Source organism: Achromobacter maghribensis (assembly GCF_057334215.1).
In genome coordinates this window covers 624,396-646,909 of sequence record NZ_JBHFII010000061.1, presented here as the reverse complement: position 1 = coordinate 646,909, position 22,514 = coordinate 624,396, and the positions used below count along the sequence as shown (strand labels likewise).

Sequence of the window (22,514 nt, the reverse complement as noted above, 5' to 3'; positions counted from 1 at the left end):
ATCGGGTCGCATGCCCCCTATACAGGAGCCACTTCAGGAGGGTTCCATGTGCAGCCACTACCAGACCTTGAAGGACGCCGAGTTACTGCTCAAGAAGTTCGGCGTGCGCGACAAGACTGCCGCTATCGGCAAGTACGACATGTGGCCGCGCTATCAGGGCGTGTTCGTGCGCCGGCCGGTGGAGCATGACGCCGGCGATGAGGCGGTGTCTGAGCGGGAAGCCGTCGTAGGGCGGTGGGGCCTGATCAGCGCAATGACGAAGGCCGACGGCCTCGACAAGGCGGGCAAGTTGTCCACCTTCAACGCCCGCAGCGAAACAGCGCCCAAATCCTTCACCCTCAGCAACGCCTGGCGCCGTGCCCAACACTGCATCATCCCAGCTGATGCCATCTTTGAACCTGATTGGCGATCGGGGTCCGCGGTGGCTACGCGCTTCACCCGAGCAGACGGCGCACCCCTTGGCATTGCCGGCATCTGGGATCGGTACCGGGACGAGGCTGGCCAGTGGCATGAGAGCTACACCATGCTGACCATCAACGCGGACGATGACCCGCTATTCCGCGACTACCACCAGGCAGGCAAGGAAAAGCGCATGGTCGTCATCCTGTCCGAAGGCGCCTATGGCGACTGGCTTACAGCGCCAGCAGCCGACAGCCGGGACTTCCTGGTGCCCTTTCCCTCGGACAAGCTCGTCGCCACGCCGATGAAGTGACCCCGTTTTTGCTGCAATATACTGTTTTTTTATCCAGCATTTAGGCAGCAAGTGACGCTCTGTACCGTCACCCGCACCCATTGCTTGGGCGAAAAGCGCCCTGACCGCGATCCAGGCCCCACCATCACCGGCACCGTCCGCATGTACTCGATCATGCGCGATGACTTGAAGAGGTACATGCGCGTCATGACTATGGACAGCCGCCACATTCGGCGCGACCAGGAATAGCCCTATTCCAGACTTATTGCATCCAGATCTGCTGACCTTCGCATCCGACCGCGGAATGATGGTCTGCGGCTTTGAAGAAATCGACGGCAAGCGCTATTACCAAGGATGGTGGATGCAATGGGTGCGAGAATAACGGCTCGCATCAGAAGCAGTTTTTCTAACTCCAACCCCGAGCATCGACTTCCCCCGGCGGCGAACGAAGCTACAGATACGGACCACGACATGGAAGAAGGGACAAAAGCGCTACACAAGCTGGTCAAGACATGGCTGGATCAAAGCCGGCTCGTAATTCGAGAGACTGGGGCACCACTAGAAGGCGATCGATTGCTGACAACCTTTGGCATGTTACATATTTCGATGGAACATCAAGATGCCATGGAACAGCTGATAAAGGGCGAGCGATATTTCAGTGCGGCAGCGTTGCTCCGCCCCACAATTGAGGCATTGCTCAGAGGTCTGTGGCTAAGTAGGTGCGCGACAGATGAACAAATCAAAGCCCTCCTCGCTGATGGTAAGGAGCCTCCTGGGTATCTCCATATTGCCAATGCGATCATAGGCGCAGAGCCCGCATATGGACGTTTGCGTGGATTCTTGGATGCAGCGGTGCCTCAGGAAGTCAAACATGACTTTACTCACGGTGGAAGAATTCAATTGGAGGCGAGTCTAGCCCAGCTGACGAGTGACGCCGGGTATGTTCCCTTCTACACTCACACGCTGCTTCAGCACATTGCGCTATACAGATTCTTTACCTGCGTAGAGATGTTGCATTTGATTAAATCCGAGACTGCTAGCAAGAAGCTGCGCGCATCCTTTTCTGAGTTTGAATCAGAGGCTGTGAATTACCCGGTGAACGGCACTCCACGTTAAACCAAGTCGATTAGCGCAGTCGCGCCTGGCACGCTGCCAATTGGGCCGTCACTCGCTGGATTCCAGCCCGGAGGGCGAAATAATTCGATCGAGCAGCGGATCAAGTTCGGCGCGCGCTCCATCACCCACGCGGGCGCCGGCTCCGGCTTTGGGCACCCCACTGCTGGAGGCGGGGCAGGAGGCAGCGAGGTGCAGCCGCTGGCGCCCAGCATCAACTTCAGCCCGTAGGCCGTCGTCCTGAACTTGCGCATTGCGCATCCCCTCCATAAGCGGCCCGTTCGGCCTTGGCATTCCGTTCATTGATCTGGCCGACCTCGGCGACGCGCCGCTCAAGAATCTCGCGCGCCTGACGCTGTGACTCGGCGACGAGGGTCGCCTGATCGGACTTCATGGCGGATATCTCGGCACCATATCGCCAGCTCTGCGCCTTCCAGGCTGCGCCGCCCGCAACGATGGCGCCCACCACCAGAGCAGCGGCGTACCCCTTCCAGCCGATCAACGCTGTAGACAGCCCCATGTGTCCACCTCCCTGCGCGTAACGAGGCCCGGCAGCGTCATCAGCATACCGCCCACGCGCCCTTTCACCCAGCGGTCCAGCTCGGCACAGCCGCCGGCGTAGTCGCCCGCATTGAACTTGCGCCGCATGGTGGACTCGGCCAGGTTGCCGGCGCCCAGGTTGTACGTGAAGTCGATCAAGGCCGCGCGCTGCCAGTCATTCAACGGGACGGTGATCAGCCGGCGCACGGCGCGGTCGGCAATGGCAAGATCCGCATCGCGCCACGCGTCACACTCCGCGTCCGTGTAGGTCCGCTTCGGGTCGATGTCTGAGCCGGTGTGGCCATCGCAGACCGTCAGCACGCCCACGGGGTCGATGTACGGCTTGCCCCGATTCTTCCCCGGCTCGAAGTGCGACACCAGCACGCCAGCAATCGCGATCGATCCGGCGCCGGCCGCCGCAAGCAACTTGCGCTTCAGACTATCCGAGATCATTTCCAAATCCCCTTCACCGCCGCCACCGCAGCTGTGGCCGCGATCGCCGTAGCGATATATCCGATCGGTCGCGCAAGCCGTCCCAGCCCCTGCAAGACCTTGAACCCACCGGACAGCGCCGCAAAGGTGTCCACGATGTCCTGTGTGTTTTGCCGGATCGTCTCGATAGAGTCCGTGTTCCGCGCGGTGGCTTCCGCGTTGTGGGCCATGTCTTGCTCCATTTGCACGACGCGCGCGTGCAGTGACTTGATGAACGCATCGGACGGATGTTCGTCAGCCATGGTCTTTCCTTTGAAGCGACAACATCGCGTCCCCTATAGACGTAAAAAAACCCGCCGTAGCGGGTTGCTTATTTAGTTCTGACTTCACGCGCTTTGCGCCAAGTCTTGACCGGGCTTTCCAGATGTCGGCGAAGACTCCCGTGAGGGGAAGATTCGTTTGGCAAGCTTGATGCAGGGCTCATCGACCAGCCGTGTAAATACGATGGCGACCACGATCGTGGTTGGGAAGGCTATAGCAAATGCCATCGCGGCGGCCGCGATCCGACCAAATCCTTGGTCAACCACGAACCACAGGTATGAGCCGCAGGCCACACTTAAGATGATTGGTAGGTGGACGAGATAGAGCGAATATGAGATCCGACCCAGAAACTGAATGGGGCCGCTCCTCAACAAGCCCGAGAAGGCACCCGATTTGACGGCATACACGAGCATGGCACCCCCCAGGACGGCAAATACCCCGTTTCGGTCTGGCGCCGCAACCGGGATATATCCGAGCCACCCATACAACCAAGAGCTGTCGATGCCGCCAAGGTACAAGCCAATCACCGCCAGCAAGTACAACACACCGCGGCGCCTTGAAGCTGGCAGATCATTGAGGTGGGTTCCAAGCAAAAAAGCGAGATACGCAACCCACTCGCCGGGCGCGAATGACACTGTGAGGATGATGTAGATCGCCGCCCCGACCACTTGGCTGCGCCGACTCAGGGTAAGGCAACGATATGCCAAGATAAGCAGCGAGCCGATGAACTCGATCCGCATGGTCCAGAAGACCGGGTTGTATGAAACTTCTCCGCGAAAAATCGCGCCGAACAACCCCTCTCTGACAGCTTGGAAGAAGTTCGGCGTTACATTCCACATGCCTTTGAGCCACGCAGACGATGTTATGGCGGCGACATCGACCGAGTGATACAGCCCCAGGCTCATGAGGCCAAACGCGGATAGCGCGCTCCCAAGAACTGGGCCCGCCAAGCGAAAGTACCGACGAGCAGCCAAAGACCGGGCGATCGCCAAATCCTGCTTTTCGACCAAGCTCTTTGTGAGAACGTAGCCACTCAGGACGAAAAATATCGATACCGAGAAGCTGCCGTTCCAAAGTACGGAAATGGCCGGCGTGGCCAAGATGCTCTCCACGCGACCGTAAATCGCTCCCGGCGCTGCGACCCAAGCAAAGTAATGAGTGAACGCAGCGGGAAAGAACGCCAGGATCATATGAGAGACCACAACGCTAACCGCTGCTAGCCCCCTAAGCCCATCCGCACTGGCGTCTTTTGCCACCCTTTCACTCCTCCGATGTGGCTCGCATTATATAGGTACCGAAAGGTCTATTCGCCCAGGGAAAACTTGGGCATTTGGTGCAACAGTTCGCTGTCTGTCGGGATGGATATAGACTCGTCGTCCAGGAAACTCAGCAGCTCGTTTGCCTTTTCCCACACCAGGCTACGCCAAGCGCGCAAGGCCTGCCCTTCTTTCTGGAACTTAGGCACAGCCGGCTCATCAGCGAAAGTGATCGCGATGTTGATACTCTCGTACCCAAGCGCTCGCGCCTGATCATCAAGGAGCTTTTGAACAGCCCCGGTCTTGTTGGCTTTGATCTGATCTGCGGTCAGTGGTTGGCTCACAAGTGCCAATGCTTCGCTTTCATTGAGAGGGGTGGCGCCTATTGGAATGAGGTCGTCTTGGGAACCGTCATCTTCATAAGCCATGACGTCGTCGTGATACTTAAAATATTTCATGATTACTCCTATCGAAGTTCTGCCCAGCCCAACAAGGTGCCTTGGGTAACGTTCAATCGGTAAGTCAGCCCAGGGGGCACAACCCCAGTACAACTAAGGCTCCAATTTCCTGGCGTCCCGTTCGTCACAAGACTGTTGCTGCTCAACCCCGGGCCGCTTCCGACCAGCAGTGCCACCGCAACGGTACTGTTCGCCACGGAGCCGGTGACGCTCGTGGAGATCATGATTGGTTTGCCGGTGCTGTTGGTGTAGGTGACTCCCGCAGCCCGGCTTGCCGTAAGATCGATCCATGTCTGTCCGTGACCGAATGCCTGGCCAAACTGGACCGCATGCGTCGCTTGCGTCCCAGCGCCAACGGAAACTGCGGCTGCATAGCCGTCGAGCCAACCCGCTCCACCTGTATCCGATTGCCGGTATTGTTCTCGGCAGTGCTGACCCAGATTCCATTAAGGCCCGCTTTCAGAAGAATGGCGCCTCGCGGGTAGCCGCCCGCTGCGGTGGCGAATGCCGCGTCATACACGTAGCCTCCCCCGGGCTGCGCCCAACGCACAGCAGAACTCAGAAAGTTCAGGATGCCGTTGAAATCCTGACCATAAGGTGGCACGCCGCCAGCGGCCAACGGGGTCATGGTCAGAGGGGGAAAGCCGTCAGTGACCGACGCCAACCCCGGGGTAATGCCGATCTGCGATGCCACCGGAATGGTGTTCTTCGCGCCGCTGTTGGCGAACGGGACGGCGGACTTGGTAGGTGCGTTGCTAGCTTGCATTGATAAGCCCCGAAGATGTGAAAAAGACGCCGGAACCGAAGGGCTGCATCAGCGCCTCGTTGAATCCGAAGGTATTGGGTAGGTCGACTTGCAGGACGTTGGCGAGGACGGCGGCGGGCTTCGGGATCGCACCCGACTGGGTAAGAATTGCGATCTCGTACGGTTCAAGCGCGAACTCAAAGACGTAGCGAAACTCCATCTGGCCAGTATCAGAGACGTAGCAGCGCCCCCGCCCGGCAAAGAGGTTTGTCGGCAGCCGGTTCAGGCTCGGTGACTTGCAGTCCGAGATGTTGGCCAACGCCTTCACCAGGATCAGCTTGCGGTAGGCGTCGTCCGCCAAGCGGTAGGTCTGCGAAGACGTCGTTCCAACGTACATAGGGGCTTGGCCGAATGGCTGCCCAAGGTTTCCATGTTGCCCTGCCAGGTGGAAGTGCCTCCAAACGATCCGGAGCCTTGCTGCACCGTGCCGTTCAGGACGATCTGCGGGGAATTCAGCGAGCACTGTGTGGCAGCGTTCATCTCGATGTTCGGAGCCTGAATCGTTACCTTGGACGGGGACACCACGTTGATGCCGCCCGCGGTGAACTGCACATATTGCACCGGGGAGCCGTTCAGCAATCCATCAACGTACAGCCCGTCAGCCATGTCGTGCGAGCGCCACGAGCCGGGGTTTGCCTGGCCCTTGGAACACTTAACCGACGAAATATCCCGGCTGGCGAACACAGCGATGCCTACGTCGCCCACCTTCGGGTCCAAGATCACCGCGTCGGTGCCCCCCTGTAGCCGGAAGTACGGCAACTGATGAAGAACCGCATGCGGAACCGCATTGCCGGCGCCGTCCAACTGATTCACCAGCGGCTGCACGTCGACAAACCCGACGGGCTCAACGCCGCCCGCATTGGTCACCGAAACCACCCGCACCAGAGTAGCCGTGCTGAGCCGCGCCAGTGCTTGGCCAATGACGAAATTCAGTGCGCCATACTCGTCGCCGCCCTCGGCCGCGCGTGCTTGGCCTGCGTATCCGAATTGCTCAGACATTGATCTGCCTTTGACACATGATTTGGGAAAGCCACGCGCCGCCGGGCGTCTCCGCTTCCAACGAGTGGACGATGCTGATAACCACCCATTCGCCGTGAGCTGCCTCAATCGAACTGGTGACCTGCACCAGACCACCCAAGCTCAGCTCGGGCGTGAAAAGTACGGTGAAGGCAATGCCGCCTCCGGTGAAAGTCGGGTAGACCGATTCTTCGATCTTGTTCTGGAACTGGCGCACGCAAAGAATGCGCAGCCGATAGTTACTCGCCAGGAACGTAGCGAAGCCCGCCGCATCCCAGGACTTGGACGACGCGCGCCCACCGTACAGAACCCGATTGCGCGCAGGCTTGAGCCAGAATTCGCGCAGAGCCGGATTAAGCGTCGGTGCCGACAGCAGAGCGTCCATAGAAATGTTCCAACCCCGCGGGCACTTCGTTCTGGCCCCGGTTGGCCTCGTCCACCGCGTCCTTGTTGGCGCGCAGCAGGTTCACGGCAATCTCACTTGAATCGTTCGCCACTCGGGTCAGGGCTGCGATTCCCTTCAGCGTTTCGACGCTCCCACCGTCAAGCGGCGCGGCGTCATCAATCTCTGCAACCTTCCCGTGAGCGATGCCAAGCAGGCGGTGCGACGTGGCAGCGCCGTATCGGGCTGCGCTGGCCAAATGCTCCGAGATCGCCTTTAGGTCATCGGCAAGTGAACGGGCGGCAATCTGTTCAGAAACGTTCAGATTCGCCATCGCCCGATCAGCCGCAACCAGTTGATTAGCCGCGGATTTAATCGTTTCTGTGTGTTTAGAAAACCGCGTAGAAATGGCGCCCTTGCTCACCCCGAATTCCCGGGCCAGGGATGACGTCGATTCACCCGCTATCAGACGCTTCCCGATAGACTCCCATTGGGCATCGGTGAGTTTTGACGGCCGACCCATATCTAGCTTCTCTTGTTAACGTGCCTTTGATAAAGTGCGCGGGCACCTTACTTGGAGCTTAGAAATGCCTACATTCTTTATCCGCGTGGAAGTCTATGAAAGTGAAGACTTCGATTACACAGATCTTCATGAAGAACTTGAACTTCGTCAGATCCAACGCACGGCCGACCTTTCAGGCCACGAGGTGTTTCTGCCCGACGGAACTTATGCCACGGTCGAACATGCCACAGCGGATGATGTGATGGCAGCAGTTTCCGCGGCACTTTCCGCTCTGGGCCGAAAGGCAGGGGTCGTTGTCGCACCAGTGGATGAAACGCTTGGCGGCCTCACAACCAACAATCTGCGCTCGGTTCTTTGACAAAGGAACGCCCATCCGACTACCCGCCGTAGCGAGCTAGGCGCAGCGGTTCTCGTCACGCTGGCCGCCGGCGACAAGACCGGAAAGAAGGATCCCGCGCATTTGCCCCTGCGCGGGCGCCAGGCCTGCTCAGGCGACTCATGGGGGCACCCGTAGGTTGTGGGGCCCACCCCTTGGCGCACCTGTGTGTGCGCTGGTTGGACCGATAGGGGCTTAACGGGCGGCGCCGGTCGGAGCCAGCGATTCGGGGCTATCCCCGAGTGCAGCGTTGGCCATTTTCGCTCTGCGGGTTGGTCGATTGCGGCGGATGTTCCCACGCGGCCGGCGACTGATATGCAAATGCCAAGGGCCTGAGAACTCGCGACTCAACATCTTGCCACTGCTAAACTGCAATCCCTATTTGATACATTTGGAGATGTTATGGCCTTTACAGCAACTCAGCTTCAGCAAATAGCGATGTCCGGTGGCAGTCTGGTTGTGGACGGTAGCAAATACACCGCGACTCAACTACAACAGATCGCCATGAGCGGAGCGGGCACAGGTTCAAAGCTTCACGTATCAAATGCAACTCGTTTGACAGCTACGCAATTGGCGCAAATTGCAATGAGCGGCGGCGCGAACGGCAGAGTGACTTTTGACGTGATGGACTAACTAATAAAAGGCAAGATTCGAGTTCGCTTAGGCCCAACTCCTTCAAGGCGCAAGAGCCCGCTCGTATTGTCCCGCCCGTTAGGCGCGAACAAGTCACAACTACCCGATGCTTTCGGGATTACACAAGGAGCAAAACATGCAACCGACGACAGGGCGCCTTATTGGCGGCAATCATCATGGCGAGCGATTCCAGCTTCCATTAAGCGGTGAGCATCTGGCATTTATCGAAACGGGAGATCGGTATTCTGCATTTATCATGGCCGCGCCGGATGATATCGAGGCGCGGAGCTACCTTATTTCAAAGGAGCTGCTCGACGAGCAAGGTCGTATCACCGATAAGGCGATAACTTACATCGCCGATAACGACTTGTGGAGTTGGGGAGCGGCTTAATAGCCACTTTTCGCAGCGGCAGCACGGTGCATTTCTTCAAGGCGCAAGAACCCGGGAGAATTGTCTCACTTCCTGTCCTACTTTCGGCGATGTCATGTCCCACTTGTGGGACACGGAGTATTCCGCAAAGGCGCCGCGGGCCGCTGCTGGTGCGCTTACCTGCGCAGAGCCGGCCTCCACCAGCGCATCAAGCACCCGCTGTACTGCCTTCCGGGCGGCGTCACGCTCGCGCGGCTCCAATGCCCTGCCCCTGGTCACATGACGCACCAATTCAATCATCCTGAAACTGCGCATCGGGTACCCGCCTTGGAATGGTCCCGCTGCGCTCGGCCAAGCTGAGCCACTTCCTGACCGTCGTTGCCGGCCGGCCCGATTTGTCTGGGAAGACGCTCAACAACTATGTGTCGGTCGTGCGCGAAGCCCTGGACCTGGCCGTACAGGACCGAGTCCTGACCGAGAACCCGGCCCTTGGCATCGCCCGGGCGAAATACCAACGCGAGCCGCCCGATCCGTTCAGCCGACCAGAAATGGAGAGCATCCGTGAATTGGTCGCACGGCGGTTTCCCGGCCAGGTTCACAATCTGATCGAGTTCTGGTTCTGGAGCGGGCTGCGCACGTCCGAAGTCTTCGGCTTGCAATGGCCGAACGTCGATCTGGTATCTGGGTCCGTCCTGGTGGCGGAAGCTCTGGTGCGGGGTGAGCGGAAAGACCGGACAAAGACGGCTGTCGCCCGCCAGGTCATCCTGAACAGCCGCGCGTTGAGCGCAATCCAGGCCCAGCGGCAGCACACACAGGTAACCGGAGCGGCGGTATTCCACGACCCGCGCTATGCGGCCCAGTGGGAAGATGAGCGCGCGTTCCGTCGGAGCTTCTGGACGCCAACACTGAAACTTCTTGGGATTCGCTACAGGCGGCCGTACAACATGCGGCACACTTACGCGACGGTCATGCTGATGGCTGGGATGACGCCGGCCTTCTGCGCGAAGCAGTTGGGCCACAGCGTGGAGATGTTCCTGAAAACCTATTCCAAATGGCTGGATGGCGATCAGAACGACCTGGAGATGAGTCGCCTAGAAACGGCGATTTCTCCCCAGAATCTCCCCGAGAAAGCAAAACAGACGCCTAAGCGTCTGTAATGTAAGGGGAATTCTTGGGGTGGCTGATGGGGCTCGAACCCACGACAACTGGAATCACAATCCAGGACTCTACCAACTGAGCTACAGCCACCTCTGGTACTGCTTTTTTGTACTACCCAGGCACCACTTTCGTCGCGCCTTTTTTCTTCGCCGCCGCGCTTCAGAAAGAAGCTGAACAACGAAGAGGCCGAACTATAGCATATTTTTTTGACGCGTCAAACGCCCTGCCCCCAATTTCTCTTGCCTGACTTTGCCAGCTTGCTATCCTTCCGCTTGGTTCCCCCTTGGAGGCCGTCTCTTACGCCATCGCTATGGATCGCATACACGCAATTTTGATCGATTATTGGCCTCATCTGGCTTTTGCCAGCAGCATCGTGGCCGGGACGGGCGCGGCGGTGCATGCCGCGATGACCAAGCAGGACGTGCGGGCGGCCATCGGCTGGGTGGGGGTGGCGTTGTTCTCGCCGCTGTTCGGGGCCCTGTTCTATTTCGTGGCGGGGATCAACCGCATCCGCAAGACGCGGTTGACGCAACAGCGCGACGAAGCGATGGTGGTGGATGCCGAGCAGGTCGAGACCCTGCCCGTGGACGTGGCGCCGATTTCGGGGCCGCAGTTCGCCTCGCTGAAGGTGCTGGGCGACCGGGTCAGCCGGTTCCGGCTGTTGGGCGGCAACGCGGTGCGGCCGCTGGCGGGCGGCGACGAGGCGTACCCGGCCATGTTGCAGGCCATCCGCGACGCGCGTCATGCGGTGGCGATGCAAAGCTACATCTTCGATAACGATCCGATCGGACGCGAGCTGGCCCAGGCGCTGATCGAAGCGCATGCTCGGGGCGTCCAGGTGCGGGTGCTGATCGACGCGATCGGCTCCAAGTATTCGCGTCCGCCCATCGTCCGCATGCTGGCGCGTGGTGGCGTGCCCGTCGCCCGTTTCATGACGAATCCGATGGGCGTGCTGCGCATGCCCTACGCGAACCTGCGCAGCCACCGGAAAGTGCTGGTGATCGACGGGCGCGTGGGGTTCACCGGCGGCATGAATGTGCGCGCGGCATTCGTCAGTGCGCTGGCGGGCGATGCCACCAACCACGACACGCACTTTCGCGTGGAAGGGCCGATCGTGACGCAGCTGATGTCGGTGTTTGCGCACGACTGGAATTTCACGACGCACGAATCGCTGCCCGCCAGGCCCTGGTTCGACCCGCATGCCGTGCCGCTTAGCGGCAACGTGCCGATGCGCTGCGTACCGTCGGGTCCGGATCGGGCGCTGGGCAGTTCGCACAACATGTTGCTGGGCGCGCTGGCCGTGGCGCAGCGCCATGTGCGCATTCAGTCGCCCTACTTCCTGCCCGATCAGACGCTGATCGGGGCGCTGGCCACCGCCGCGCGGCGCGGCATCCACGTGGACATCGTCATCCCAGGCAAGAACAATCTGCGCCTGGTGGACTACGCCATGTCGGCGCAGCTGGACCAGGTGGTGCGCACGGGCTGCCGGGTCTGGCGGGCGCACGGCGCCTTCGACCATTCCAAGCTGATGACGGTGGATGACGCCTGGGCGTATGTCGGCTCTTCCAACCTGGACCCGCGCAGCCTGCGGCTGAATTTCGAGCTGGACACCGAGATCTACGACCCCGCGGTGGCGCGGTGGATCGGCGACCGGATCGACGGGCTGATCGGCCACGCCCGGCTCGAGACCCTGGAAGGCTTGACGCAAGCGCCGTTCGCCAAGCGCTTGCGCAACAAGATCATCTGGTTGGCGACGCCGTATCTATGACAACGCAAAATCACCTACGGTAATCTTGCGCCATGCGCTACGAACTTACTGATCTCCGCCTGTTCCTTGCGATCGCCGAGGCGAAGAGCTTATCGGGCGGGGCCGGCACGGTCCACCTGACCGCCTCGTCCGCCAGTTACCGCTTGAAGAACCTGGAATTCGCGATGGGCGTGCCGCTGTTCAAGCGCGAGGCTCGTGGCATGGAGCTGACCACCGAAGGCACTTTCGTGCTGAAGCACGTTCGGTCGCTGCTGGCAGGCGTTGAACGCATGCACGGCGAAGTCAGCGGGTTTGCCAGCGGGCTGAAGGGCAGCGTCAAGCTGTTTGCGAACAGCAGCTCGCTGAACGGCTTCATCGTGCCCAGCCTGAGCCGCTTCCTTTCCGCGAATCCCAATGTGAACATCCTGCTGGAAGAGCGCTCCAGCAATACGATCGAGGCCGCCATCGCGGGCCAGGAAGCCGACATCGGCATCTTTGCCGGCCAGGCCAAATCGGCGGGCGTGAACGCCATCCGCTACGCCATCGACGAGCTCATCATCGCGGCGCCACTGAACCATCCGGTGGTGGAGAGTTCGCCGGTGCGGTTCCCGGCGGTGCTGGACCTGGATTTCGTGTGCATGAGCCGGGCCAGCAGCAACTATGTCTTCCTGCGCGACATGGCCAAGCTGGCGGGCAAGACCCCCAAGGTGCGCATCCACGTGCATACCTTCGATGCCGTGCTGTCCATGGTCGAGGCCGGCGTGGGCGTGTCGCTGGTGCCGCGCAGCATCGCCGCGGCCGCGCTGCGCGAAAAACGCATTGCGGCCGTGGCGATCAGCGAACCGTGGGCGCTGCGAGAACTGACATTGGTGACACAGGCCGGCGTGCCGCTGTCGCCGTTCGTCGAACAGGTCGCCGAATACCTGCTTGACGACCCGATCGTCGCGGCGACACGCGGGCCGGACTGATCAGCCCTTGCCTTTGCGCTTGCTTGCCAGGAATTCGTTCATGAACTTCTGGGGTTCGCCGGTATTGAACGCGGCGCCGAATTCCGCGACGCTGTCCTCGATGGCCTCATCCACCGACATCGTCTCCCAGCGGCGCAGCAACTTCTTCTGCTGCCGCAATGCCGCCGGCCCCAGCGCCGCGAAGCCTTCCGCCAGCTTGCGCACGGCCTGATCCAGTTCCGCTTGCGGCACGGCGGCGTTGACCAGCCCCCAATCCTGCGCGCGGCGAGCGTCGACCAGTTCCCCCGTCAACAGCATCCAGGCGCTGTTGGCCGCGCCGATCAGTTGCGGCATGAGCGCGGCATGGATCACCGACGGAATGCCGACCTTGACTTCGGGCATGCCGAACTGCGCATGGTCGGCGCAGATGCGCAGATCGCACGCCAGGGCGAATTCCAGGCCGCCGCCCAGGCACCAGCCCGGAATGCGGGCGATCACCGGCACAGGGAAGTGGCGCACGGCGTTGCAGAGGTCGCGCAGGTTGGAGATAAACCGCTGGGCGCCAGGCTCGTCCAACGCGGCCATCTCCGCGATGTCGGCGCCGGCCACGAACGCGCGGTCGCTGGCGCCGCGCAGCACCAGCACGCGCACCGAGTCATCCTCGCGCAGGTGGCGAAGCGCCTCGCGCAGGCCGTTGATCACAGGCGTGCTCAGGATGTTCAGGACCCCAGCGTCCTGCATGGTCAAGGTGGCGATGCCGGCGGCGTCGATCTCGGCGCTGGCGTGGGGGAAGGTCAGATTTCTGGTGTTCACGAGCGCTCCTTATTGCATTTTCTCGAACTTGATGTCTTCGACCACGGTCTTCCAGTGGCGATAGGATTGCGCGATCAGCGCGCCGAATTCATCTCGCGACATCGGGCTGGGCACGGCGCCCTGCTTTTCGATGGCTTCGATGGTTGCCGGATCGGCCAACGCCTGGCGCACGGCGGCATTTAGTTTATCCAGCACCGGCACGGGCGTGCCGGCGGGCGCGGCCAGGCCAAACCATGACGGATTGTTCATGGCGGGCAAACCCGCCTCGGCATACGTCGGCACGTCGGGCAAGACCTTCAGCCGCTGCCGGGCGGCCACGGCCAGCGGCCGAATTCGCTGGCCCTGGATCAGCGGGTAGGACGACGGAATGTTGTCGAACACCACCTGGACCTGTCCGGCGACCAGATCATTCAGAGCGGGCCCCAGGCCCTTGTATGGCACATGCAGCATGCGCGTGCCGGTGGTCTTCATGAACAACTCGCCGTTCATGTGGCTCAGCCCGCCGTTGCCGGATGAGCCGAAGGCATACTTGTTGGGATCCGCCTTCAGCAGTTTCAGGAACGCGGCCATGTCTTGCGCGGGCAACGCCGGGTTGACCACCAGCACATTGGGCACGTCGGCCAGGTTGCTGATCGGCGCGAAGTCGCGGACGGGGTCGTAGGCGCTTTTGGCGTAGACGTTGGGGTTCACGGCATGCGAGCTTTCGACCGCCATCACCAGCGTATAGCCGTCAGCGGGCTGCTTGGCAGCGTAGGCCGAACCGATGCTACCGCCCGCGCCCGGCTTGTTCTCGATGATGACGGACTGACCCAGCTGCATGCCGAGCTTGTTGCCAACGACGCGCGCGATGATGTCGGTGGTGCCGCCGACCGCATACGGCACGACCAAGCGGATCGGCTTGTCGGGATAGTCGGCGGCCGCCGCGCCCGGCATGACCAGGCAAGCCAGCAACGCGGCCAGCGGAAATTTAATCGGTGTCATTGTTGTCTCCTCGGGGTAGTTCAAATCGTGGCTGGCCGCGTCAGCACTGCGTCCGTGTGTTCGCCCAGCAAAGGCGGCGCCGCGCCCAATGCGCTGGCCGGCGTCCCTGCCAATAGCGGATTGCGCACCAGCCGCATCTCGCCCAGCACGGGATGCGTGGTGGTCTGAAGCAGTTCCCGATGCAGCACCTGTGGATGCGCGAAGACTTCGTCCAGCGTGTGGATCGGCCCCCATGGCACGCCGGCATCGTCGAACGCAGCGGTCCAGCGCTGGCGCGGCGCGGTGGCCAACGTGGCGGCGACCTGCGAACGAAGGCTGTCCATATTCATCAGGCGCGCGCTGTTGGTGGCATAGCGCGCATCGGCGGCCCATTCGGGATGCCCGGCCACGCCACAGAAGCGCGCGAACTGGCCGTCGTTGCCAATCGCCAGAATCAAGTACCCGTCGGCGCACGCGAACACCTCGTAAGGCGCGCAGTTCGGATGCGCGTTGCCGCTGCGCTTGGGCGCCACGCCGGAGACGAGGTAATTGGCGCCCTGGTTGGCATTCAGGGCCACCGCGACGTCAAGCAGGCAGATATCCAACGGCATGCCCTGCCCCGTCTGGTCGCGCTGGCGCAAGGCAGCCAGCACGGCGGACGTGGCGTACATGCCGGTCATCAGGTCCACGACGGCAACCCCTGTGCGCAGCGGGCCGGCGCCGGGCGTGCCATCCGGTTGCCCGGTGTAGCTCATCAACCCACCCATGCCCTGGAACACGTAGTCGTATCCCGGCTTTCCGGCCATGGGACCGGATTGGCCGTACCCGGTGATGGACAGGTAGATCAGGCGCGGATTGATGCGGGCAAGCGAGGCGTAGTCCAGCCCGTACTTGCGCAGTCCGCCTGCCTTGTAGTTTTCGACCAGGATGTCCGCGTTGGCGACCAGTTCCCGCACGCGGGCCGCTCCCGCTTGCGATGCGAAGTCGATTGCGACGGAATGCTTGCCGCGGTTGCAGGCCATGAAGTAAGCCGACATGGACGCGCCGCCGTCGTCCGACCGCAAGTCGGGAGGCCCCCAGCCGCGCGTGTCGTCTCCGCGTTCCGGATGTTCGATCTTGATGACTTCGGCGCCGAGGTCCGACAGGTTCTGCGTGCACCAAGGGCCCGCAAGGATGCGCGACAAGTCCACGACTTTGACGCCGCGCAAGGCGTTGTGAAGCATAGTGTCTCCGTGATCAGCCGCTTTTTTAAAAATTATGTCAGCGGCCCTGCATCACGAGGAGTTGAATGTTTCGAACGCTGCGTTCGCGGAATTTCAAAACGGTGCGCGTGCCCAGGGGGACGCGCCGCGCGTTCAAAAAGCGCGAACGCAGCGTTCGAAACATTCAAGGGAAGACGCCGTGCAGACCGCACGGCCAGATTGCCTAGCCGTCGGAAGCGGGTGTCGACGACGCGCGCACGGCGAACACCGCGTTGGCCTTCAGCATGACGCGCCCGGCCACCTGCAGCAGGCACGTCGCATAGATCAGCCGCTTGCCCTGCTTGTCGATGCGCACGTGCGCTTCAAGCCAGTCACCGGGCTTGACCGGGTTCAGGAATTCCACCGACATCTGCACCGTCACCACCGACACCTGCGCTTGCTGCGCGATCGTGAAGCCCAGGGCGCTGTCGGCCAACGTGGCCAGCAGCCCGCCGTGCGCGATGGCGTGCATGTTGGTGTGGGCCTGCGCCACGTGCATGGCCAGGACCGAATCTGCGCTGTGCCGGTATAACGCGCCAAGTTCGGCCAGATGGGTCATGAAGGGGCTACTGGGCTGCCAGGGCTCGAAGCCCGAAGGAATGGTGTCTGCCATGGACGCTCGCGAAATGGATCGGGGTCAGATCCTGAAGGGGTCGGAATAGTGGAGAGTACGCCGCAGTATCGCAAAGAAGCCGACGGCCGGCGAGGCCGGCGTCGCGGCCTGCCGCCGCCCCCGGAAGACGGAGTAAGATTTACGCCACAACACATCCCTATACATGGCAGGAGCAGTGGAAGATGGCGAAAGTCGGCATGGTTGGTATCGGCCTCATGGGCCACGGCATTGCAAGCAATCTGGTCAAGCATGGTCACACCCTCACCGTCCTTGAGCACCCGGGCAACCAGCCCCTGGACGCTCTGAAGGCCGCAGGCGCGACCAGCGTGGCCAGCGGCGCCGCGCTGGCCGCCGCGTCGGACGTGATCATCCTGTGCGTGACCGGCAGCCCGCAGGTGGAAGCCGTGCTGCTGTCCGCCGGCGGCGTGCTGGAAGGCCTGCGCCCTGGCACCGTGATCATCGATTGCTCGACCGCCATCCCCTCATCCACCGTGAAGGTGGCGCAGGCCGTGACCGAATCCGGCGGCCGCTTCCTGGACGCGCCGATGACCCGCACGCCGAAGGAGGCCGCCGAAGGCCGGTTGAATCTGCTGGTGGGTGGTGACGCCGCCTTGTTCGAAGAGTGCAAGCCGATCCTGGCCTGCTTTGCCGAGAACATCACGCACGCCGGCCCGGTGGGCGCAGGCCACCGCATGAAGCTGCTGCACAACTACGTGTCGCTGGGCGTGGTGGCCCTGCTGTCGGAAGCGGCCGCCTGCGCGCTGCGCTCCGACATCGATCCGGCCGTGTTCGCCGCCGTGCTGGCCAAGGGCGGCGGCGGCGGCGTGGCGCTGGAGCGCATCAAGCCGTACCTGCTGGAACAGGACCCGTCGTCGCTGCGCTTCTTCATGTCGAACGCGCAGAAGGACTTGTCCTACTACAACACGATGGCGGCGGAAGCCGGCGCCGTGCGCGAGATCGGCGCCGCCGTGCAGCACACGTTCGACCAGGCCGTCACGCAAGGCGGTGGCGAGCGCTACGTGCCCGAACTGGTCTCGCTGCTGAAAGACCGCTAAGTCAGCGCCCGACGGCGGCCGGCGTGCGCGCAAGGCCGCGCCCCGGCAGCCGCAGGGAAATCGCAGCGGCCAGCAGCAACAACACGCCTGCCGACCCGAAGGCGACCCAATGGGTGTGGAAGGTATCGAACGCCCACCCGCCCAGCCACGAACTGATCATGCCGCCCACCTGGTGGCCCAGATATGTCAGGCCATACAGCACCCCCACCAGGCGGATGCCGTAGACGTCGGCCAGGATCGCCGACGACAAGGCGATGCTGCCCGCCCAGACGATGCCGCCGATGGTGGCTGCGGCGTACAGCTCCCAGTGCGCCCCCACCATGACCAGCGCGAAGAAACCCAGGCCGCGAACCAGATAGATGGCGGCCAGGATGTTGCGCCGCTCGACCTGATCGGACATGCGCCCCAATACCAGCGTGCTGAAGATGGCGACCAGGCCGATCAGGCCGATGCCCAAAGAGCTGGTGGTGGCGTCAAAGCCGTGGTCCATCAGCATCGGCATGCCATGCGTGCCCAGCAGGTTCATGCTGTAGCCACAGGCGAACAGCCCCAACGCCACTTGCCAGAACGGCAGCGTGCGCAAAGCGTCGCGCACGTTCGGCGCCGGGCCGCGGGCCGCGGGCTTGGCGGACGGCTTGGCGTCCATGATCTGGTGCGGCAGCAGATCCGTATGCTCTGGCGCCGAGTCACGCATGATGAAAAGCGCGACCGGCACGGTCAGCAAGGCGAACAGCACGGAAAAGGCCAGCAGCGTTTCCTTCCAGCCCACGGCGGCGATCGCGAACGTCAGGGTGGGCGTCATCAGGGCAATGCCCGCCATCGATCCGGTGGACAGGAAGAACAGCGCCATGCCGCGTTGGCGGGTGAACCAGCGGCTGATCACGGGCGTCAGCGCCACGGGGCTGGTGAAGGCCAGCCCGACGGACAGCGCCACGCCGAACGACAGCAGGAATTCGATGGGGCCCCGCGCGAACACCGTCCACAAGGACGACGCCACGACGATGGCGGTGCCGGTCAGCAGCACGAACCGGGTGCCGCGCGTGCTGACGAGATAACCGGCCAGCGGCATGGCAAGCCCGTAACACAGCATGCCGACGGCGACGATGCCCGACAGCAGGCTGCGCGAGAATCCCAGCCCGTCCGCCATCGGCAGGAAGAACGGCCCGATGCCCATGCGCAGGCCGACGGTCAACAGGGTGAGTACCGCGGCGGCGCCGACGATGTTCCAGCCGAAATACCAGCCGCCCGACTCTTGCTTGTCCAAGTGCTTCTCCTCGATGTCTTCTTATGGCCGCTCATGCGCCAAGGCTTGCAGACACCGCTGGGGAAGCGCGGAAGGAATCCGCTATCGACACGGGTGGAAAGGGCCAGGCGCCAAACGGCTTGTTCTTGGCCGGTGACATACGCCGCCGGACGCGACATATTACTCCTGGCAATATGCCGGCGATGCGCGTCATCGCGGTTGCACCCCTATTCCGGTTCGGTCACCGGACGGGTTATCGAAGCACGTTGCGCACGAAGCGCACACGCGCGTCGCCGTCGTTGAAATACGCGTAAGGCTGCGCGCTGCTGTAGATGGCGAAATCATCGGCAGCGACGGATTGCGGCACGCCGGACAATTCCAGCCGCAGCGCGCCCTCTATCACATAGACCATCTCGTGCCACCCGTCCGGGTCGGGCTCGGCCAGATAGTGTTCACCGGGCGCCAGCGTCCAGATCCACAGCTGCGCCTCGCAACTGGCGGGGGCGGCGCCCAACAATACCGCCTGGCTGCCGGCCTGGTTGCCACGCCAGGCCATGGCCTCGATGCGGCGGCGTTCACGGTGGGGGTCGCTGACCAGGTCCACGAAGCCCACTCCCAGCGCGCCGGCCAATTTATCCAGGCTGGACAGGCTGATGTTGGCCGTTCCGGCCTCCACCCCCGCGATCATGCGCCGGCTGATGCCCGACGCATCGGCCAGATTCGTCTGGCTCAGCCCGGCCTGCTTGCGGATCCGCCGCAGGTTGGCGCCCACATGCGCCAGGACATCGCTTCCCGTAGGCGTAATGTGCAGTATATTGCTCATAATTTCGTAGCTATTGAAGTCAATCGTGCCACCCAAGACATCGATGTTCGCCCTGACGCGCCAGGAAATCGCCCTGGTGCTGGTCACCATGCTGTGGGGCAGCACATTCCTCATCATTCACATCGCCATGCAGCATAGCGGACCGCTGTTCTTCGTAGGCGTGCGATTTACCATTGCCGGGCTGGTGACGATGCTGCTGTTCCGCAAGCACATGATGGCGATCACCCGGTTTGAAGTCGGCGCCGGCATCGCCATCGGTGGCGCCTTGTTCCTGGGCTACTACCTGCAAACGCATGGCCTGCGCACCATTACCAGCAGCCAATCCGCGTTCATCACCGCCTTGTACGTGCCGATCGTGCCGCTGCTGCAGTGGGCCGTGCTGAGGCGCCCTCCCGGGCTGATGAGCTGGATCGGCGTGGCGCTGGCGTTCACCGGCCTGGTCCTGCTGGCCGGCCCCGAAGCAGGCTCGCTCAGCTTCAGCCCGGGCGAAGTCGCCACCTTGGCGGGTGCCGTGGCGATTGCCGCCGAAATTATCTTGATCGGCCTGTTCGCCAAACGCGTGGATAGCCGCCGGGTCACCGCGGTGCAGCTGTTGACGGCCGGGCTGGTGTCTTTTGCGCTGATGCCAGTGCTGGGGGAATCGATTCCCGCATTCTCGTGGCTGTGGGCCGGCGCCGCCATCGGCCTGGGCCTGGCCAGCGCCGTGATTCAGTTGACGATGAACTGGGCGCAGAAATCCGTGTCGCCCACGCGCGCCACGGTCATCTACGCAGGCGAGCCAGTCTGGGGCGGCATCGTCGGCCGCCTGGCGGGCGACCGGCTACCCGCATTGGCGCTTGTGGGCGCCACGCTGATCGTGGCCGGAGTGCTTGCCAGCGAAATGAAGTTCCGCCGCAAAAAGCCCGTGGATATTCGGTTGAACGAGGGCTGAGCAGGCCGCGCTGTCAGGCCGCGCTGTCAGGCCGCCTGTTCCAGGAACGCCTGCAAAGCGGGAACGGTATTCAGGACGTGCTGGCGCATGGCGGCCTCGCAGCGGTCGGGGTCGCGGGTCTGCAGCGCGTCAATCAGTTCCTGATGCGATTCGCGCACGCGCAACACACGGCCGGGCTGCGCCGCCCATAAGCGCATGTAAGGCTCCACCACGGAATGCAGCTCCGAGAGCTGGCGCAGCAGGCGTGGCTGCTGGCAGAAGCCGCACAGGTATTCATGGAATTCGCGGTGCGCGGTGGTCCAATCCAGGTAGTCGCCCGAGCCCTGCTCCAACTGGTCTAGCAAATTGGACAGGCGGCGGATGTGCTCGGCATTCATATGCAGCACGGCGTTGCGCATGGCCAAGCCTTCCAGCACGGACCGCATTTCAAAGACTTCCAGCATTTCCTGCTGGTTCAGTCCGCGCACCACGGCGCCACGGTTGGCGCGGATTTCCACCAGGCCCTCGGACGCCAATCGGCGCAAGGCGCCCCGCACCGGCATGCGGCTGGTACCGATCTCGCTGGCGACGACGTCGGGCACCAGGCGCTGCCCGGGCGCATAGCGGCCCAGGCGGATCTCGCGCTGCAAATGCAGGTACGCCTCGTCTTCGGCGCTGATCGCTGTCTTTTGAAATTGCAGCATCGTGGTCCCCGGGCTTGGAAAGCCGCCATGATAGATAAACGCAAAAATAACACAAACTGGATCCAGTGATCCATGGATGCAAACACCAATAGTCTGGCCAGCAGCCTTCCCGTCTAATCGTCTCCGGAGGGCGCTTCCATGCGTCCGACACGCCGGAACGGGCGGCAGACCCGCCCGGCAGCATTTGTTTTCCATCACGCGATCAAGGGGAATCCATGAAATTTCGTCTCATCCGAACGCTGGCCGGCGTCGCCGCCGTCGCGTTCGCGGCCCAAGCCGGCGCGCAAGCAAGCGCCCCCGCCACCGACTGGCCGCAGCATCCCGTGCGCATCGTCGTACCCTTCCAGGCAGGTTCCGCCACCGACCTGATCTCGCGCCAACTCGGCGCCGCGCTGGCCACGGAACTGGGCCAGCCCTTCGTCGTGGAAGCCCGTCCGGGCGCCGCGGCTGCGATCGGTAGCGCCTCGGTGGCCCGCTCGGCGCCCGACGGCTACACGTTGCTGATGGGCGGCCCCGCCGCCGTTGTCACCAACCGGTTCCTGCAGAAGCGCCTGGCCTACGACCCGGACGCCTTCGCGCTGGTGTCCATGGTGGCCTACACGCCCAACATTCTGCTGGCCAATCCGCAGCAGCCGTTCAAGACCCTGCCCGAAATGGTCGCCTACGCGCGCGCCAATCCCGGCAAATTGACTTACGCCTCGTTCGGCACCGGCACGACGTCGCACATGGCGGGCGAAATGCTCAAGTCCATCGCCGGCATCGATATCCTCCACGTGCCGTACAAAGGCGCAGGCGAAGCCATTCCGGCGCTGCTCTCCGGCCAGGTGTCGATGTACTTCGACACCATCATGACCGGCCTGCCGCAGGTCAAGAGCGGTTCGCTGCTGGCGCTGGGCATGTCCAATTCGCAGCGCTCGGCGCTGGCCCCGAACATTCCCACCATCGCCGAACAAGGCTACGCCGGCTACGACATCGCCCCGTGGTACGGCCTGGTCGCCCCCGAAGGCACGCCCGCGCCCATCCTCGACAAACTGAACCGGGCGGTGAACAAGGTGCTGGCCGATCCGACATTGCGCGGTAAGCTCGCCGAAGCCGGCGCTGAACCGCGCGGTGGCAGCCGCGAGGAATTCGCCGCCTTCATCAAGGCCGAAATCCCGCGCACCAAGCAGCTGATCGACCAAGCCGGCATCACCCCGCAGTAACCCTTTCTACGAGTTCCAGCATCCATGTCCTCCCCCTTCGATTGGTCTTTCCCGTACGCTTCCCGAAAATTGCCGGTCCTGGCCGCGAATGCGGTAGCGACCAGCCAGCCGCTGGCTGCGCAGGCGGGACTACGCATGCTGCTGGCCGGTGGCAATGCCGTTGACAGCGCCATTGCCCCCG

Annotated in this window: 29 protein-coding genes and 1 tRNA gene; 11 read left to right on the top strand and 19 right to left on the bottom strand. The window is 62.5% G+C overall.

Features of this window, described 5'->3' with window-relative positions; genetic code table 11:
• Positions 1–46 precede the first annotated feature (46 nt).
• On the top strand, positions 47–712 hold the full coding sequence (locus ACE039_RS29000; protein WP_485824055.1) for an SOS response-associated peptidase: 666 nt from the start codon (positions 47–49) through the stop codon (positions 710–712).
• A 450-nt stretch (positions 713–1,162) separates the two neighbouring features.
• Positions 1,163–1,807 carry a DUF6988 family protein gene (locus ACE039_RS28995; RefSeq protein WP_485824054.1) on the top strand — a complete coding sequence of 215 codons (645 nt, stop codon included), beginning with the start codon at positions 1,163–1,165 and terminating at the stop codon, positions 1,805–1,807.
• A gap of 48 nt (positions 1,808–1,855) precedes the next feature.
• Here ACE039_RS28995 and ACE039_RS28990 read toward each other — a convergent pair whose 3' ends face one another.
• The 11 genes from ACE039_RS28990 to ACE039_RS28940 form a co-directional block, all read right to left on the bottom strand.
• Positions 1,856–2,065 carry a lysis system i-spanin subunit Rz gene (locus ACE039_RS28990; RefSeq protein ID WP_485824053.1) on the bottom strand — a complete coding sequence of 70 codons (210 nt, stop codon included), beginning with the start codon at positions 2,063–2,065 and terminating at the stop codon, positions 1,856–1,858.
• Entirely contained in the window at positions 2,025–2,324 is a 300-nt protein-coding gene (locus tag ACE039_RS28985) for a hypothetical protein (RefSeq protein WP_485824100.1), read from the bottom strand. Before ACE039_RS28985 ends, ACE039_RS28990 begins: the two co-directional genes overlap by 41 nt.
• Positions 2,303–2,797 (bottom strand): lysozyme, encoded by a 495-nt coding sequence (locus tag ACE039_RS28980; protein WP_485824052.1) that lies wholly within the window; start codon positions 2,795–2,797, stop codon positions 2,303–2,305. The genes ACE039_RS28985 and ACE039_RS28980 overlap by 22 nt, the downstream gene beginning before the upstream one ends.
• Positions 2,794–3,078, bottom strand: coding sequence for a hypothetical protein (locus tag ACE039_RS28975; RefSeq protein WP_485824051.1), 285 nt, complete (start codon positions 3,076–3,078; stop codon positions 2,794–2,796). The genes ACE039_RS28980 and ACE039_RS28975 overlap by 4 nt, the downstream gene beginning before the upstream one ends.
• A gap of 84 nt (positions 3,079–3,162) precedes the next feature.
• Positions 3,163–4,353, bottom strand: a complete 1,191-nt coding sequence (locus tag ACE039_RS28970; protein ID WP_485824050.1) for an acyltransferase family protein — start codon at positions 4,351–4,353, stop codon at positions 3,163–3,165.
• Between the two features lie 47 nt (positions 4,354–4,400).
• Positions 4,401–4,811, bottom strand: a complete 411-nt coding sequence (locus tag ACE039_RS28965; RefSeq protein WP_485824049.1) for a hypothetical protein — start codon at positions 4,809–4,811, stop codon at positions 4,401–4,403.
• 220 nt (positions 4,812–5,031) lie between these two features.
• Complete coding sequence (locus ACE039_RS28960) at positions 5,032–5,577, bottom strand: hypothetical protein (RefSeq protein ID WP_485824048.1); 546 nt, start codon at positions 5,575–5,577, stop codon at positions 5,032–5,034.
• On the bottom strand, positions 5,567–5,953 hold the full coding sequence (locus ACE039_RS28955; RefSeq protein WP_485824047.1) for a baseplate wedge 1 family protein: 387 nt from the start codon (positions 5,951–5,953) through the stop codon (positions 5,567–5,569). The genes ACE039_RS28960 and ACE039_RS28955 overlap by 11 nt, the downstream gene beginning before the upstream one ends.
• The gene (locus tag ACE039_RS28950; protein ID WP_485824046.1) at positions 5,890–6,615 is read right to left on the bottom strand and encodes an oxidoreductase; all 726 of its coding nucleotides are present in this window, start codon (positions 6,613–6,615) and stop codon (positions 5,890–5,892) included. Before ACE039_RS28950 ends, ACE039_RS28955 begins: the two co-directional genes overlap by 64 nt.
• On the bottom strand, positions 6,608–7,018 hold the full coding sequence (locus ACE039_RS28945; RefSeq protein WP_485824045.1) for a phage terminase large subunit: 411 nt from the start codon (positions 7,016–7,018) through the stop codon (positions 6,608–6,610). The genes ACE039_RS28950 and ACE039_RS28945 overlap by 8 nt, the downstream gene beginning before the upstream one ends.
• Positions 6,987–7,538: a helix-turn-helix domain-containing protein gene (locus ACE039_RS28940; protein WP_485824044.1), complete on the bottom strand. Its 552-nt coding sequence runs from the start codon at positions 7,536–7,538 to the stop codon at positions 6,987–6,989. The genes ACE039_RS28945 and ACE039_RS28940 overlap by 32 nt, the downstream gene beginning before the upstream one ends.
• 64 nt (positions 7,539–7,602) lie before the next feature.
• Here ACE039_RS28940 and ACE039_RS28935 point away from each other — a divergent pair, with 64 nt between their 5' ends.
• The 4 genes from ACE039_RS28935 to ACE039_RS28920 all read left to right on the top strand — a co-directional run bounded on the left by ACE039_RS28935 (position 7,603) and on the right by ACE039_RS28920 (position 10,074).
• Positions 7,603–7,896 (top strand): hypothetical protein, encoded by a 294-nt coding sequence (locus ACE039_RS28935; protein ID WP_485824043.1) that lies wholly within the window; start codon positions 7,603–7,605, stop codon positions 7,894–7,896.
• A gap of 420 nt (positions 7,897–8,316) precedes the next feature.
• Complete coding sequence (locus ACE039_RS28930) at positions 8,317–8,547, top strand: hypothetical protein (protein WP_485824042.1); 231 nt, start codon at positions 8,317–8,319, stop codon at positions 8,545–8,547.
• Positions 8,548–8,683: 136 nt separating this feature from the next.
• Entirely contained in the window at positions 8,684–8,938 is a 255-nt protein-coding gene (locus tag ACE039_RS28925; protein ID WP_485824041.1) for a hypothetical protein, read from the top strand.
• A 311-nt stretch (positions 8,939–9,249) separates the two neighbouring features.
• Positions 9,250–10,074, top strand: a complete 825-nt coding sequence (locus ACE039_RS28920) for a tyrosine-type recombinase/integrase (protein WP_485824040.1) — start codon at positions 9,250–9,252, stop codon at positions 10,072–10,074.
• A 15-nt stretch (positions 10,075–10,089) separates the two neighbouring features.
• Here the strand turns inward: ACE039_RS28920 and ACE039_RS28915 are convergent.
• A tRNA-His gene (locus ACE039_RS28915) sits at positions 10,090–10,165 on the bottom strand.
• A 220-nt stretch (positions 10,166–10,385) separates the two neighbouring features.
• Here ACE039_RS28915 and ACE039_RS28910 point away from each other — a divergent pair.
• Positions 10,386–11,843 carry a phospholipase D-like domain-containing protein gene (locus ACE039_RS28910; RefSeq protein WP_485824039.1) on the top strand — a complete coding sequence of 486 codons (1,458 nt, stop codon included), beginning with the start codon at positions 10,386–10,388 and terminating at the stop codon, positions 11,841–11,843.
• Positions 11,844–11,875: 32 nt separating this feature from the next.
• Positions 11,876–12,790: a LysR family transcriptional regulator gene (locus ACE039_RS28905; protein ID WP_485824038.1), complete on the top strand. Its 915-nt coding sequence runs from the start codon at positions 11,876–11,878 to the stop codon at positions 12,788–12,790.
• On the opposite strand, the gene ACE039_RS28900 is transcribed toward ACE039_RS28905, so the two are convergent.
• The 4 genes from ACE039_RS28900 to ACE039_RS28885 form a co-directional block, all read right to left on the bottom strand.
• On the bottom strand, positions 12,791–13,582 hold the full coding sequence (locus tag ACE039_RS28900) for an enoyl-CoA hydratase (protein ID WP_485824037.1): 792 nt from the start codon (positions 13,580–13,582) through the stop codon (positions 12,791–12,793). It abuts the gene before it with no gap.
• Between the two features lie 9 nt (positions 13,583–13,591).
• Entirely contained in the window at positions 13,592–14,563 is a 972-nt protein-coding gene (locus tag ACE039_RS28895) for a Bug family tripartite tricarboxylate transporter substrate binding protein (protein WP_485824036.1), read from the bottom strand.
• A gap of 20 nt (positions 14,564–14,583) precedes the next feature.
• On the bottom strand, positions 14,584–15,765 hold the full coding sequence (locus tag ACE039_RS28890) for a CaiB/BaiF CoA transferase family protein (protein ID WP_485824035.1): 1,182 nt from the start codon (positions 15,763–15,765) through the stop codon (positions 14,584–14,586).
• A 202-nt stretch (positions 15,766–15,967) separates the two neighbouring features.
• Positions 15,968–16,396 carry a PaaI family thioesterase gene (locus ACE039_RS28885; RefSeq protein WP_448711620.1) on the bottom strand — a complete coding sequence of 143 codons (429 nt, stop codon included), beginning with the start codon at positions 16,394–16,396 and terminating at the stop codon, positions 15,968–15,970.
• 182 nt (positions 16,397–16,578) lie between these two features.
• On the opposite strand from ACE039_RS28885, the gene ACE039_RS28880 reads away from it, so the two are divergent.
• Positions 16,579–17,451, top strand: coding sequence for an NAD(P)-dependent oxidoreductase (locus tag ACE039_RS28880; RefSeq protein ID WP_485824034.1), 873 nt, complete (start codon positions 16,579–16,581; stop codon positions 17,449–17,451).
• A 1-nt stretch (position 17,452) separates the two neighbouring features.
• Here the strand turns inward: ACE039_RS28880 and ACE039_RS28875 are convergent, their stop codons facing one another.
• Entirely contained in the window at positions 17,453–18,715 is a 1,263-nt protein-coding gene (locus tag ACE039_RS28875; protein ID WP_485824033.1) for an MFS transporter, read from the bottom strand.
• Positions 18,716–18,947: 232 nt separating this feature from the next.
• Positions 18,948–19,517 carry a helix-turn-helix domain-containing protein gene (locus ACE039_RS28870; protein ID WP_485824032.1) on the bottom strand — a complete coding sequence of 190 codons (570 nt, stop codon included), beginning with the start codon at positions 19,515–19,517 and terminating at the stop codon, positions 18,948–18,950.
• Positions 19,518–19,560: 43 nt separating this feature from the next.
• Between ACE039_RS28870 and ACE039_RS28865 the strand changes: the two genes are divergently transcribed.
• Positions 19,561–20,448: a DMT family transporter gene (locus tag ACE039_RS28865; RefSeq protein WP_485824099.1), complete on the top strand. Its 888-nt coding sequence runs from the start codon at positions 19,561–19,563 to the stop codon at positions 20,446–20,448.
• A gap of 26 nt (positions 20,449–20,474) precedes the next feature.
• Here ACE039_RS28865 and ACE039_RS28860 read toward each other — a convergent pair whose 3' ends face one another.
• On the bottom strand, positions 20,475–21,131 hold the full coding sequence (locus ACE039_RS28860; RefSeq protein WP_105557403.1) for a GntR family transcriptional regulator: 657 nt from the start codon (positions 21,129–21,131) through the stop codon (positions 20,475–20,477).
• Between the two features lie 215 nt (positions 21,132–21,346).
• Here ACE039_RS28860 and ACE039_RS28855 point away from each other — a divergent pair, with 215 nt between their 5' ends.
• Entirely contained in the window at positions 21,347–22,333 is a 987-nt protein-coding gene (locus ACE039_RS28855; protein WP_310030240.1) for a Bug family tripartite tricarboxylate transporter substrate binding protein, read from the top strand.
• Positions 22,334–22,514: the final 181 nt, after the last annotated feature.

Coding starts and splice junctions, on each gene's coding strand:
- ACE039_RS29000 (WP_485824055.1), top strand. CDS start 47: ATGTGCAGCCACTACCAGACCTTGAAGGACGCCGAGTTACTGCTCAAG.
- ACE039_RS28995 (WP_485824054.1), top strand. CDS start 1,163: ATGGAAGAAGGGACAAAAGCGCTACACAAGCTGGTCAAGACATGGCTG.
- ACE039_RS28990 (WP_485824053.1), bottom strand. CDS start 2,065: ATGCGCAATGCGCAAGTTCAGGACGACGGCCTACGGGCTGAAGTTGAT.
- ACE039_RS28985 (WP_485824100.1), bottom strand. CDS start 2,324: ATGGGGCTGTCTACAGCGTTGATCGGCTGGAAGGGGTACGCCGCTGCT.
- ACE039_RS28980 (WP_485824052.1), bottom strand. CDS start 2,797: ATGATCTCGGATAGTCTGAAGCGCAAGTTGCTTGCGGCGGCCGGCGCC.
- ACE039_RS28975 (WP_485824051.1), bottom strand. CDS start 3,078: ATGGCTGACGAACATCCGTCCGATGCGTTCATCAAGTCACTGCACGCG.
- ACE039_RS28965 (WP_485824049.1), bottom strand. CDS start 4,811: ATGAAATATTTTAAGTATCACGACGACGTCATGGCTTATGAAGATGAC.
- ACE039_RS28960 (WP_485824048.1), bottom strand. CDS start 5,577: ATGCAAGCTAGCAACGCACCTACCAAGTCCGCCGTCCCGTTCGCCAAC.
- ACE039_RS28955 (WP_485824047.1), bottom strand. CDS start 5,953: ATGTACGTTGGAACGACGTCTTCGCAGACCTACCGCTTGGCGGACGAC.
- ACE039_RS28950 (WP_485824046.1), bottom strand. CDS start 6,615: ATGTCTGAGCAATTCGGATACGCAGGCCAAGCACGCGCGGCCGAGGGC.
- ACE039_RS28945 (WP_485824045.1), bottom strand. CDS start 7,018: ATGGACGCTCTGCTGTCGGCACCGACGCTTAATCCGGCTCTGCGCGAA.
- ACE039_RS28940 (WP_485824044.1), bottom strand. CDS start 7,538: ATGGGTCGGCCGTCAAAACTCACCGATGCCCAATGGGAGTCTATCGGG.
- ACE039_RS28935 (WP_485824043.1), top strand. CDS start 7,603: ATGCCTACATTCTTTATCCGCGTGGAAGTCTATGAAAGTGAAGACTTC.
- ACE039_RS28930 (WP_485824042.1), top strand. CDS start 8,317: ATGGCCTTTACAGCAACTCAGCTTCAGCAAATAGCGATGTCCGGTGGC.
- ACE039_RS28925 (WP_485824041.1), top strand. CDS start 8,684: ATGCAACCGACGACAGGGCGCCTTATTGGCGGCAATCATCATGGCGAG.
- ACE039_RS28920 (WP_485824040.1), top strand. CDS start 9,250: ATGGTCCCGCTGCGCTCGGCCAAGCTGAGCCACTTCCTGACCGTCGTT.
- ACE039_RS28910 (WP_485824039.1), top strand. CDS start 10,386: ATGGATCGCATACACGCAATTTTGATCGATTATTGGCCTCATCTGGCT.
- ACE039_RS28905 (WP_485824038.1), top strand. CDS start 11,876: ATGCGCTACGAACTTACTGATCTCCGCCTGTTCCTTGCGATCGCCGAG.
- ACE039_RS28895 (WP_485824036.1), bottom strand. CDS start 14,563: ATGACACCGATTAAATTTCCGCTGGCCGCGTTGCTGGCTTGCCTGGTC.
- ACE039_RS28890 (WP_485824035.1), bottom strand. CDS start 15,765: ATGCTTCACAACGCCTTGCGCGGCGTCAAAGTCGTGGACTTGTCGCGC.
- ACE039_RS28885 (WP_448711620.1), bottom strand. CDS start 16,396: ATGGCAGACACCATTCCTTCGGGCTTCGAGCCCTGGCAGCCCAGTAGC.
- ACE039_RS28880 (WP_485824034.1), top strand. CDS start 16,579: ATGGCGAAAGTCGGCATGGTTGGTATCGGCCTCATGGGCCACGGCATT.
- ACE039_RS28870 (WP_485824032.1), bottom strand. CDS start 19,517: ATGAGCAATATACTGCACATTACGCCTACGGGAAGCGATGTCCTGGCG.
- ACE039_RS28865 (WP_485824099.1), top strand. CDS start 19,561: ATGTTCGCCCTGACGCGCCAGGAAATCGCCCTGGTGCTGGTCACCATG.
- ACE039_RS28860 (WP_105557403.1), bottom strand. CDS start 21,131: ATGCTGCAATTTCAAAAGACAGCGATCAGCGCCGAAGACGAGGCGTAC.
- ACE039_RS28855 (WP_310030240.1), top strand. CDS start 21,347: ATGAAATTTCGTCTCATCCGAACGCTGGCCGGCGTCGCCGCCGTCGCG.